10 protein-coding genes are annotated in these 10,923 nt (G+C 66.8%); 7 read left to right on the top strand and 3 right to left on the bottom strand.

Annotation, left to right across the window (positions count from 1 at the left end; all coding sequences use genetic code 11):
- Together ACJ8AT_RS11720 and ACJ8AT_RS11725 are read left to right on the top strand one after the other, a co-directional pair.
- Nucleotides 1-1,005, top strand: a complete 1,005-nt coding sequence (locus ACJ8AT_RS11720; protein ID WP_407737781.1) for a chemotaxis protein CheB — start codon at nucleotides 1-3, stop codon at nucleotides 1,003-1,005.
- The gene (locus tag ACJ8AT_RS11725; protein WP_407737769.1) at nucleotides 999-2,699 is read left to right on the top strand and encodes a CheR family methyltransferase; all 1,701 of its coding nucleotides are present in this window, start codon (nucleotides 999-1,001) and stop codon (nucleotides 2,697-2,699) included. Before ACJ8AT_RS11720 ends, ACJ8AT_RS11725 begins: the two co-directional genes overlap by 7 nt.
- On the opposite strand, the gene ACJ8AT_RS11730 is transcribed toward ACJ8AT_RS11725, so the two are convergent.
- Complete coding sequence (locus ACJ8AT_RS11730; RefSeq protein ID WP_407737770.1) at nucleotides 2,700-3,020, bottom strand: polyhydroxyalkanoic acid system family protein; 321 nt, start codon at nucleotides 3,018-3,020, stop codon at nucleotides 2,700-2,702.
- A 186-nt stretch (nucleotides 3,021-3,206) separates the two neighbouring features.
- Between ACJ8AT_RS11730 and ACJ8AT_RS11735 the strand changes: the two genes are divergently transcribed.
- The 5 genes from ACJ8AT_RS11735 (at nucleotide 3,207) to ACJ8AT_RS11755 (ending at nucleotide 9,134) form a co-directional block, all read left to right on the top strand.
- Nucleotides 3,207-4,412 carry a 3-phosphoglycerate dehydrogenase family protein gene (locus ACJ8AT_RS11735; protein WP_407737771.1) on the top strand — a complete coding sequence of 402 codons (1,206 nt, stop codon included), beginning with the start codon at nucleotides 3,207-3,209 and terminating at the stop codon, nucleotides 4,410-4,412.
- 85 nt (nucleotides 4,413-4,497) lie between these two features.
- Nucleotides 4,498-5,694 carry a hypothetical protein gene (locus tag ACJ8AT_RS11740; protein ID WP_407737772.1) on the top strand — a complete coding sequence of 399 codons (1,197 nt, stop codon included), beginning with the start codon at nucleotides 4,498-4,500 and terminating at the stop codon, nucleotides 5,692-5,694.
- Between the two features lie 70 nt (nucleotides 5,695-5,764).
- Nucleotides 5,765-6,904, top strand: coding sequence for a DUF1015 family protein (locus tag ACJ8AT_RS11745; protein WP_407737773.1), 1,140 nt, complete (start codon nucleotides 5,765-5,767; stop codon nucleotides 6,902-6,904).
- A gap of 9 nt (nucleotides 6,905-6,913) precedes the next feature.
- Nucleotides 6,914-7,711: a tRNA1(Val) (adenine(37)-N6)-methyltransferase gene (locus ACJ8AT_RS11750; RefSeq protein WP_407737774.1), complete on the top strand. Its 798-nt coding sequence runs from the start codon at nucleotides 6,914-6,916 to the stop codon at nucleotides 7,709-7,711.
- A 400-nt stretch (nucleotides 7,712-8,111) separates the two neighbouring features.
- Complete coding sequence (locus ACJ8AT_RS11755; protein ID WP_407737775.1) at nucleotides 8,112-9,134, top strand: DNA adenine methylase; 1,023 nt, start codon at nucleotides 8,112-8,114, stop codon at nucleotides 9,132-9,134.
- Here the strand turns inward: ACJ8AT_RS11755 and ACJ8AT_RS11760 are convergent.
- Nucleotides 9,118-10,140, bottom strand: a complete 1,023-nt coding sequence (locus tag ACJ8AT_RS11760; protein WP_407737776.1) for a NotI family restriction endonuclease — start codon at nucleotides 10,138-10,140, stop codon at nucleotides 9,118-9,120. The genes ACJ8AT_RS11755 and ACJ8AT_RS11760 overlap by 17 nt on opposite strands.
- An 88-nt stretch (nucleotides 10,141-10,228) precedes the next feature.
- Nucleotides 10,229-10,879, bottom strand: coding sequence for a protein kinase domain-containing protein (locus tag ACJ8AT_RS11765; RefSeq protein WP_407737782.1), 651 nt, complete (start codon nucleotides 10,877-10,879; stop codon nucleotides 10,229-10,231).
- Nucleotides 10,880-10,923: the final 44 nt, after the last annotated feature.

Below are 10,923 nucleotides of genomic sequence, written 5' to 3' on the forward strand. Positions count from 1 at the left end.
ATCACTTCAGGGCTCTCATACCGGGTGCTGCTCGTCGGGGGAGGGCTCCGCCTGCTGGCGCGCACTCTCTTTGATAGCGATGCGCTGACGAGCGCCGGAGAGTGCGGCTTCATCGAGGCCCTGGACGTCGTCCAGGCGCAGAGCCCCGATGTGATGCTCATGGATCTCACGTCCGTGGATGCGCTGGACGCCATCGAGCGCATCATGGCCGAGCGCCCCACGCCCATCCTCGCGTTGGATCCAGGCGTGCTGTCTCGCGAGGAGGCCTTCCGGGCGCTGGCGCTCGGGGCGCTGGACGTGGTGGAGCGCCCGGCCACGCCCGGGCCCGAGTTCTGGCACTCCACCGCGCGCCGGCTGACGATGCTGGCGCAGGTGCGCGTGGTGCGCCACGTCCAGGGCAAGCTCAAGCGGCTGGCGGCCCATGACGGCCCCGAGGCGCCTTTCCCCCTGGTGGCCATCGCCGCGTCGCTCGGCGGACCGAAGGCCATCTCCCACGTGCTGCGGGTCATCCCCCGGGGCTTCCCGGCGCCGGTGGCCATCTGCCAGCACATCAGCGAGGGCTTCACCGAGGGGCTGGCGCACTGGCTGTCCACGGAGACGCCGCTGCGGGTGCTGGAGGCCACGCACGAGCAGGTGATGGAGCCGGGCTCGGTCTACATCGCCCCCTCGGGCGCGCACCTGCTGGTGCGCCCGGAAGGAAAGCTGGTGTTGGACCCCCGGCCGCCGGTGCGCGGCTTCCGGCCCTCGTGCGATCTGCTGCTATCCTCGGCGGCGGAGGCGTTCGGGCGCCGCTGCATCGGGGTCATCCTCACGGGGATGGGGCGTGACGGGGCGCGAGGGTTGAAGGAGATCCGTGAGCGCGGGGGGCGGACCATCGCGCAGAACGCGGAGACGTGTGTCGTCTACGGCATGCCGCGCGAGGCAGTGCAGATGGGCGCGGCGGAGGAGATCCTTCCCCTGGATCGGATCGGAGCAACCCTCCTGGAGTGGGTGGAGACGTGCTGAACGTGAGCCAGAAGGCCCTACAACAGCTCGCCGCCCTCTTGCTGGAGCGGGCCGGCCTGAAGATCACGCCCGATGGCTTCCACAGCCTCCGGCTGGCGCTGTCCACGCGCATGCCCGCGGTGGGCCTCACGGATCCCGAGCTCTACGTGCAGCGGCTCCGGGAGGTGGGCGGCGAGCAGGAGCTGCGCGCGCTGCTGCCCCTGGTGACGGTGGGGCACACGGAGTTCTTCCGGGATCCGAAGCAGTTCCGCGCGCTGGAGCGCTTCATCCTCCCGCAGCTGCTGGCCAAGGCGCGGCGGGAGCTGCGCAAGGTCTTCATCTGGTCCGCCGGGTGCGCCACGGGCGAGGAGCCCTACAGCATGGCCATGGTGATGTCCGAGCTGGGCGCGCTGCCCACGGAGGTGGACATCTGGGCCACGGACCTGAACCTGGCGGCGGTGGAGAACGCCAAGCAGGGGCGGTTCTCGGTGCGGCGCGCGGGGGGCATCGCCTCTGAGCGGCTCGAGCGCTTCTTCAAGCCGGTGGAGGAGGGCATGGAGGTCCAGCCCCACGTCCGCGATTATGTGCGCTTCGAGGGGTTGAACCTCGCGGCGCCGTCCTTCGATCACGTGGTGTCGCCGGGCTCGCTGGATCTCATCCTCTGCCGCAACGTCATCATCTACTTCGATCTGCCCACCATCCGCGCGCTGATGGACCGCTTCCTGAGCGCGCTGCGTCCGGGCGGGCTGCTCTTCCTGGGGTACTCGGAGAGCCTCTTCAAGGTCTACGATCGCTTCGAGATGATCGAGGTGGATGGGGCGTTCGTCTACCGGCGGCCCGTGGCGACGGATCCGAAGATCCGGCTGACCCTGCCGCCCGTTCCAGCTGCCGCGCCGCTGACGACCCCGGTGCCCATGTCGGGCTCGGCGCTGCCGCCGGCTTCGTCCGTGGCGGGTATGGCCCGCCCGCGCCCGCTGGAGAGCACCCCGAGCCAGGGGGGGCCCAAGGCGGCGGTGGACCCGATGATCGCCATCCGCGAGCGGCTGGCGGCCAACGCGAAGACCAGCACCTCCACCGAGTCCCGGAACCCCGCCGATCCGAAGCGGCCCACGCGCCTCACGCTGGAGATGCCTCCGGTGGGCTCAGCCGAGCCGCGGGTGCTGCGCACCACCGAGGTGCCCGGGGGCGCCAAGGCGCTGCCGCCCGCCGAGCGCCTCAACCTGGCGATGCGGAAGATGATGCAGAGCGACTTCCCCGCCGCGATTCGCGACGTGGAGAAGCTGCTGGTGGACGAGCCGGGCCACCTGGACGGACTGCTGACCCTGGGCAACCTCTACTCGCTCACGGGCCGCGCCGTGGAGGCGCGCGAGGCCTTCGCGCAGGCGCTCGCGCGAGAGCCGCTCTGCGTGGAGGCGCGCGTGTTCGGCGGGGTGGCGGCGCTCCAGGCCGGGCAGTTGGCCGAGGCCCGCGCCGAGCTGAGCAAGGCGCTCTTCCTGGAGCCCACGCTGGCCATTGGCCACTACCTGCTAGCGCAGGTGCAGGAGCGCACCAAGGACCGTGACGGGGCCCGGCGCAGCTACCGCAACGCCATCGCGCAGCTGCGCTTCCCCCAGCGGCCGCTCGCGGGCCACTACCCGGACATCCCTGACTCACCGGAGGCGATTGCCCAGGTGGCGCGCTACGCGCTCGCGGCGCTGGAGGAAAACGGGCACTGATCAGTCCATGGTGCCCTTCACGTCCGCCAGGCTCTTGCTCGGATCGAGCACCGCGCCGAACTTCTTCTGCAGGTAGGACTTGGCCTGGCCGCGCAGCAGCATGCCCGGGTCGGTCCCCTCGCCCTGGATGGCCTTGTCGGTGATGACGAAGCTGGCATCCAGGTTGATGCCCATCACCTTGCCGTTGAGCTTGGCGCCGTCGCCGGACCAGTCGGACTTCACGCCGTACTTGGTGCCCCAGTACTGAAGGAGCTGCTCGACGCGCTTCTTCGCCTCGTCCTTTGGCAGGGTGTGGGAGACCTCGAACTTCATCGTGCCCATGAGCTGGCTCCTGAGTGGCAGTGTCCTTCTCGCCGGTTTAATGACGACCGGGCGGGAATGGAACCGCTGAGTGGCCTCCGGACGCGTGGAAGTCAACAGCGCGCTACTCCTTCGGATACAAAGTGGCTGGGACGACCTGGGGAGTGGGCTAGCTTGCCCACTGGATTTCCGCCCGGAGGAGTCTCGATGCGCATCCTGGTCGCTGACGAGTTTCCCAAGGTCCACCTCGAGTCCCTGCGAGGGCTGGGGCTGACCGTCGACTTCCGGCCCGGCCTCAAGGGGGACGCGCTGGCCGAGGCGGCCACGGACGTCTCCATCCTGGTGGTGCGCAGCACGGAGGTACCCGCGAAGGTGTTCGAGGTAGCCCGGGGCCTGTCCCTGGTCATCCGCGCGGGCGCCGGGGTGAACACCATTGACGTGAAGGCGGCCAGCGCCCACGGCGTGTTCGTGGCCAACTGCCCGGGGCAGAACGCGATCGCGGTGGCGGAGCTGACGTTCGGGCTGATGCTGGCGGTGGATCGCCGCATCCCGGACAACGTGGCCGCGCTGCGCCAGGGCGTCTGGAACAAGAAGCGCTTCTCCCAGGCCCGAGGCCTCTACGGGCGCACGCTGGGCCTCGTGGGCCTGGGCGCCATTGGCACGGCGGTGGCCGAGCGGGCGCTGAGCTTCGGGATGCGGGTGGTGGGCTACTCGCGCTCCTTCACGGCCGAGCGGGCCAAGGCGCTGGGCATCGAGCGCGCGGAGAGCCTGCTGTCCCTGGCGCGGCAGTGCGACGTGCTGAGCGTGCACGTGCCGGCCTCGGGAGACACGAAGGGGATGGTGTCCCGGCAGGTGCTGGCGGCGCTGCCGGATGGGGCCGTCTTCATCAACACCAGCCGCGCGGACGTGGTGGACCCCGAGGCGCTGCTGGAGGAGGCCCGCCGCGGGCGGCTCTTCGTGGCCACGGACGTGTTCCCGGACGAGCCCAAGGGAGGCGAGGCCTCCTTCCAGAGCGAGCTGGGCAAGCTGCCCCAGGTCTACGGCACGCACCACATTGGCGCCTCCACCGAGCAGGCCCAGGACGCCATCGCCCGGGAGACGGTGCGGCTGGTGGATCGGTTCCTCAACGAGGGCGTGGTGCCCAACTGCGTGAACATCGCGGAGAAGACGCCGGCGCGCTACCAGTTGATCGTCCGGCACCACGATCGCGTGGGTGTGCTGGCCAACGTGCTGGACGCCGTGCGCCAGGCGGGCATCAACGCCCAGGAGATCGAGAACACGATCTTCGAGGGAGCCCATGCCGCGTGCTGCAAGATTCAGCTCGACTCCCGGCCACCGGAGGAGGTGCTGGAGCGTATCCGCTCTCGCGCCGAGGAGATCATCTTCGTGGACCTGGTCGAGCTGCGCGCCTGAGCGGCCAAAGCGAAAAATCGATGCAAGAGTGTCTCGGTTGCGCTCTTCTAGGCGCACACGAGGCTGGATCTTGAGGAGTGCTTGAGTGTCACACCTGAGAAGCCTGAGCTGTCTCTCCGTTGCCATCGCCGCTCTCTTGTTGCCCGGCGCCACCCGGGCGCAGTCCCAATCGACGCCACCTCCGGCTCCTGCGCCCGCTCCCGCGGATCAGCAGCAGGCAATGCCTCCGCCACCCTCCGACTCGGGTGCTCCGCAGCAGACCCAGACCACGACGATTCAGGCCACGCCGGATACGCAGCAGCCGGCACCGCCGCAGGCTCGGCCGAATGATGCGCCCGTGGTGCCTCCCAATCCGGACTCGCTGCGCACCCGGGAACAGCCTCCGCTGACGGAGAATGGCGTTCAGCCCCAGTACGCTCCGACGCCTCCGCCACCACCCGAGGAGAGCGGGGCGATGCTGGATGGCCGCCCTCGCCAGGGCCCCTTCCTGTCGGGCCCGGGCAGCCTGACGTTCGTGCTCCACCACACGATCCTGGGCGCCATGGGCGGCCTCTTCACCCAGGGCTTCGCGCGTGACTTCAACATCGACAAGGACTCGCGTGAGGCGATGCTCGCGGGCACCTTCATCGGCGCGGGCCTGGGCTTTGGCGCCTCCGCGTGGTGGCAGTTCAACAACTGGGTGGATCGGCCGATGGCCTACTTCGGAATCGCCAACTCCGTCGTCGGCGGCATGTTCCTGGGGGGCTTCATGGATCTGCTCGCGGATGACCGGGACGTGCTGGCGTGGTCCTCGTTCGCCGGCGCGGAGCTGGGCGCGTGGCTCACCGCCGTCGTGGGTGGCGGGCAGCTGCCGGTCAACCACGGCCTGCTCATCTCCTCCGGGGCCGTGTGGGGGCTGGCCTCCACCGCGCTCCTGCTGGCCATGATCGAGTTCTCGGGGACCGATATCCCTGGGAAGACCTGGGCGGACGCGCTCTTGATGGCGCCAGGCATCGGCGCGGGGGCGATGGCCATCGCCACCATGCGGTACAACCCGACGTCCGGGCAGATCCTCCGAGCCGACATGTTCGGAGCGGGAGTCGGCGCCGCCGTGCTGCTGCTCTCCGGGCTGGTGCTGGGAGGCTTCGATCAGCCCACGCCCTACGTGCTGTCCTTCCTGGGCGCCGCGGGAGCCATCACCACCGTGAGCCTGCTGTGGGAGGAGAGCGTGGATCGCACGGCCGTTCCGTCAGGCTCCGGCTACCGGTACCAGTCGAAGAAGGCCTACAAGGGCTACTGGTAGCCGCCCGCACGGAGAGCAGACGAGCGGCCGTGGTGGCAGGGAGGGGAGGGCGGCCCCACCTTCTCCCTATATGGCTCGAGTCCTTCCGTTTCCTGCTCTCCTGTCGACCCTGGGGACCCATCTCGAAGCGGACGGTCCCTCGTCTCGCGGTGTTCCCCAGCCCGCGCATGTCCGGCCGCTGCTCGAGGCGCCAAACCCAGACGCCGAGCTGGGGCGCTGGCGCGCCTCCGGGGCGGTCCTCCGGGATCCCCGGCCCGCCCTGTATGTCGTGGAGCTTCACGGCCCGGCGGGAAAGCTGAGCGGGCCTCCCGTGCGCTTCCTCCTGTGCTCGCTGCGGCCGGATGCCGCGCTGCCGCTGGAGCATGATCCCTATCGCCCGCGCTCGTGGTGCGCGGAGCCCGCCGTCACCCTGGCCGCGGACGATCACGGGGTGCTGCGAGCCCTGCTGGCCGAGGCGGCCGAGCGTGCCGCAGTGGTGTGGCAGGGAGACTTCCGGGGCTCTCGGCTGGTGCTGCGGCGCATTGAGCCGTCGGCGATCTCCAAGCGGCTCCAGGCCGTGCTGGATGAGGCGCCCATGCGGCCCCTGGCGGCGCTCGACGAGCAGCACCCCACGCTGGCCGCGGTGGTGCCGCTGTCGGATCCGGGGCTCCAGCTCGAGCCGATCCACCGGGCGCTCAAGGGGGTGGACACGTTCAAGGAGGAGACGTTCCTCACGCTCGTCGCGGCGTACGCACGCGTCTATGAGCTCGACGAGCCGCTGACCTCTCCCCGAGGGCTGGCCGCCGCGCGCGAGCGCCTGGCCACGCTGATCTCGGGCCACCACGCGGTGCTGCTGGTGATGCCGGAGGGGCGGGGGAAGATCCTCCGCTTCCGGCAGGGGTTGGATCTGGCGCACCTGAAGGGAGCGCCGCGCAACCCCACGCTGCGGAGCCTGGACTTGGCGCTGCTCAACGCGCTGGTGCTGCGCACGGTGCTGGGCATCCGGGATCCGGAGGACGCGGGGCATCCGCAGGTGTTCCCGGTGCGGGAGCTGGAGGAGCTGGTGAAGGGCGTCGAGTCGGGGCTCTACCAGGCGGGCTTCGCGCTCAACCCTCCGCCGATCTGGGAGGTGCGCGCGGTGATGGAGGCGGCCGCGACGCTGCCTCCGAGGACGCTCCGGGTGGAGCCGCTCCCGCCGGCGGGGCTCTTGTTCCTGGATCCGGAGGCTTAGCGACGTCAGGTGCGGCTCCCGTCCTCGCCATACCTGCTGGAGTGGCCCCGGCACGTGCAGCTCGAGCTGCACCCCGGGGCAGGGGAGACGCTCGACTCCATCTGCGGCGGCGAGCTGCAGGTGCTCCAGCGGCGGACGGGCTACCGCTTCACGTTGGATCCGATCCTGCTGGCGCACTTCGCGGTGTTTGAGGGAGGGGCCCACCGCGGGCGGCTGATCGATCTGGGGACGGGCAGCGGCATCATCCCGCTGGTGCTGGCGAAGCGGCTGGGGCGCAAGGACATTACTGCGCTGGAGCTGCAGCCGGGGCTGTACTCGCTGGCCGAGCGCAACGTGTACCTCAACCGGTGCGAGCAGCAGGTGACGCTGGTGCAGGGGGACTTGCGCCACGTGGAGCAGTTCTTCGCGGCGGGGAGCTTCAGCCACGTGCTGTGCAATCCGCCCTATCGGACGTGCACGCGGGGGCGGAGCAGCCTGACGGTGGAGAAGGCGATCGCGAGGCACGAGGTGGCGTGCGCGTTGCCGGACGTGGCGCGAGCGGCGAGGCACCTGCTGGCCTCGAGAGGGGGGCTATGCATGGTGTTCCCGGCGGCGAGGTTCGCGGAGCTGGCGGGGGTGCTGCGGGAGCACCGGCTGGAGCCGAAGACGGCGCGCATGGTGCACCCGCGGGCGGATCGCCCGGCGAAGCTGGTGCTGCTGCACGCGGTGAAGGGCGGGCGCGCGGACCTGACGGTGCTGCCGCCGCTGGTGCTGCACGCGGAGGACGAGCACGCGTTCACCGAAGAGGTGAGCGCGATGGTGGAGTGAGGGATAGGAGCGGTGTAGTGCATTGGCGGGATCGGTAGTTCTGCGCACCACATTGGCGATTACTGGGTGCCACGCCACATCAAACGCCGGCATGTCCCCAACTTGGGCGCATTCACGCCCTTTCTGCGCTCGCCAAGGGTCTGCTCCTACTGGGTGTCTGCTCCTGCTGATTGAGCACTTCCGCGGACCCTTTCAGCACTTCGACCGTGACCTTCAGTAACACTCCAGTTCCCCTGGCCACACTACCCACCAGATTCTCTAGAGGTTGTCAGACGCTCAGGGTTAGATGCAGACCTGGAGCGCCAACAAAGAAGGAAGGTAGGCCGTCGTGAATGTTCACGGTATTGACGAGATCGAACCGGTACTATTAGGGTCCGTGAATGTTCACGGAGACGAATCAATGGACGCTACGGCACTGCAGCGACAAAACCGACGCATCGAGCGATTGAAAGCTCAGGGCGTGACCCGTTCAACTGTGTTGGTGCATCAAGAATGCAAGCCCGCTCTTGAGAGTTTGCGCCTCCACTTCCTCGATCCGATGAAAGCTGACGCCCTAGCTGCAATGGCACGTCATCTTCAGGACAAGAAGACGCCAACCAATGTCGCTCAGGTGCGCCAATTGAGCCCGTTTCGATATCCGGGGGGGAAGACATGGCTTGTGCCCGAAGTTCGCAAGTATCTGATGGTAGCCAAGCGCAAGCCTTCAGTGTTTGTTGAACCGTTCGCAGGTGGAGCTATGGCGGGACTGACAGCCGCGTTAGAAGGACTGGCTGAGCATGTTTTTCTGTGCGAACTGGATGATGATGTAGCTGCTGTGTGGGCTGCGATCTTTAATGGAACCGATGCAGACGTACGCAGGCTATCCAAGCGCATACTTGACTTCGAAGTGACACTAGAGAACGTGCGTGAGGTGCTGTCTGTCGCGACGACAGACACCATGAGCCGAGCCTTCCGCACCATTGTAAAGAACCGCATGCAGCGCGGCGGAATCATGGCTGCGGGAGCCGGGTTGGTGAAGGCTGGCGAGGCTGGCCGAGGTCTCAAATCCCGCTGGTATCCTGCAACATTGGTAACACGCATCAAGGTCTTACGTGCCTTACGCGAGCGCATCACCTTCGAGCAGGGCGACGGTTTCTTGGCCGTGCGGAAGTTTGCGAATGACTACAATGCCTTCTTTTTCGTCGATCCACCATACACAGCCGGCGGAAAGAAGGCAGGAAAGCGCCTGTACACTCACAATGAAATTGATCATGAAGAGTTGTTTGCCCTCATGGCGGCCGTAAGTGGCTCTGTCATGCTGACCTACGACGATGCACCCGAAGTGCGCAGAATGGCCGAGCGACACGGCTTCCGAGTGGAGCCAGTGCCCATGAAGAACACTCATCACGAAATTATCCGGGAGTTGCTCATTTTGAAGCCTTGAAAACTTTATTCGTGCGTGTGCTGTCCTGAATGACTCGCTTGAGGTTGGAGGTGAAATCGGCCTTGCTCAAGGGTTCCGTAGCATTGAGCGCCCGGCGTGAGTCATCCAATGTGGTGAATATCACCGAGCTGATCATAAGATGTAGCCGTTCATCGAAATCGACCACGAACCACACCACATCCGAATTATCCCTGCGCTCTTGATCGTTGCGAGCGCGCGGATAGGCATCGGCTAGTGTGTTCATGTTGGTGTAGAAGAATCGATCAACGACCACGGCGACCTTCTTGCCCCAACTACGTAGCACTGGTACTTTCACGTCGAGTTGCGGAGCAAGCCGCTTGGGACCACTGCTGCGGTAGTCTGGGCGTCGGCGGCCTACCGGAAATAGCACGGGCGACGGTGCGGCGGCGTAAGCCTCTAACTCAAGGCGCATCTTATTCCCGGAGAAATACAGCGACTGAGTCTCGACGGCGCACCATTCCAACTCGCCCGCGTTCATTGTGGCAGGATTGACCAGAATCCAATCAATTCGGCCAGCCTTCTTGCTTTCTTCCTCGGCTTCCGCCTCCATGTCTGTCGCAACTTCTGGTGCTCGTTGGGCATCCGAGATGTTGCGAAGGAATGGGGTTTCCTTGACTGCCGTGGGATTGGAAGTGTCGAGCATCTTTTCGGAGATCCATACGAAAAGGCTCTTGTCCTCCGCTACAGGTTGAAGAAACCGGAGGGGGCAAAGGGTCACAATCTTATCGCCCGGTACCGGCACTCCGGCGCGTCCATCACCAGGGGCAAATTTGCGGATAGTACAAACGCCGCTGGCCTTGTTGCACCGAGCGCCTGGGATGAGTGTTGATAGGAAAGGGCAGATTGGCGCTCCTGACAGGTCCCCGGTGCGGGTTTGATGGGCTGCCAGCGTCCCACAGCTCTGCCGTTCCTCAGGCGCCATCGTCGTAATGTCTTTGCCAAACAATTCAGCTATTCCGTAGCGAGTAATCGGAGCACGGGGCATGTGGAGAGTCTCTATGTAGGTGCGTGTAAGGATAGACTTGGCATGGTATCTTACCAGTCAGGACGCACAACAGATCGCATGAGGCCAGCTATACCCAGTGGTTCCTCCACTTGTAGGCAGATCTAGAAGGGATGTTGCCGCCCTTCACGTCCCGGTGGACGGCTCCTTGGGCATGCAGCGCTTGGAGCGCCCGCGTGAGCTGGGCCAGCATCCGCAGGACCTGCGCGGAGCTGGGGGCGTGCTGAAGGGCCCACTCGTACAGCGGCACTCCGTCTATCCACTGCATCACGAGAAACGGGTGCTGCGTGCCGCCGTAGGACCGCCACTCACCGGAGTCCAGCAGGCGCGGCACACTGGGGTGCTCCAGGCGGGAGAGCACCATCACCTCGCGCTCGAGTCGCGGATCTCCTGGTTGCAGGGCCAGCTTGAGCGCCACGGGGCCGGCCTGCTCCTGCCCGATTCGCACCGCCCGATACACCGTCCCGTTGCCCCCTTGCCCCGCCCAGGCCACCACGCGCCAGGACCCCACCTCCATCCCAGGGAGCAGCAAGGCCAGGTCTGATGCGTTCTCGGGTGTGAGCGATTGGGCGAGGCAGCCTCGTGAGAGCGCGGCACGGTGCGGCAAAGCTCCGCCCTTCGGCTGAGAGCCGTGGGTATAGAGGCCTGTGGCGGCTCGAAGCGGAGGGAGGGCCGGCGAGCCCTTATGCGGGAATGAGGCGCGTCTCCTGCCTGCGACCATGGACGAGGGTGTCGCGAAGCAGCTCGCACGCGCGTGCCCACTCC

Source organism: Hyalangium sp. (genome assembly GCF_045802625.1).
GTDB lineage: Bacteria > Myxococcota > Myxococcia > Myxococcales > Myxococcaceae > Hyalangium.

Bases quoted from the DNA above. Each gene is read 5' to 3' on its own strand.
- ACJ8AT_RS11730 (WP_407737770.1), bottom strand. From the start codon at position 3,020: ATGGGCACGATGAAGTTCGAGGTCTCCCACACCCTGCCAAAGGACGAG.
- ACJ8AT_RS11735 (WP_407737771.1), top strand. From the start codon at position 3,207: ATGCGCATCCTGGTCGCTGACGAGTTTCCCAAGGTCCACCTCGAGTCC.
- ACJ8AT_RS11745 (WP_407737773.1), top strand. From the start codon at position 5,765: ATGGCTCGAGTCCTTCCGTTTCCTGCTCTCCTGTCGACCCTGGGGACC.
- ACJ8AT_RS11755 (WP_407737775.1), top strand. From the start codon at position 8,112: ATGGACGCTACGGCACTGCAGCGACAAAACCGACGCATCGAGCGATTG.
- ACJ8AT_RS11760 (WP_407737776.1), bottom strand. From the start codon at position 10,140: ATGCCCCGTGCTCCGATTACTCGCTACGGAATAGCTGAATTGTTTGGC.
- ACJ8AT_RS11765 (WP_407737782.1), bottom strand. From the start codon at position 10,879: ATGGTCGCAGGCAGGAGACGCGCCTCATTCCCGCATAAGGGCTCGCCG.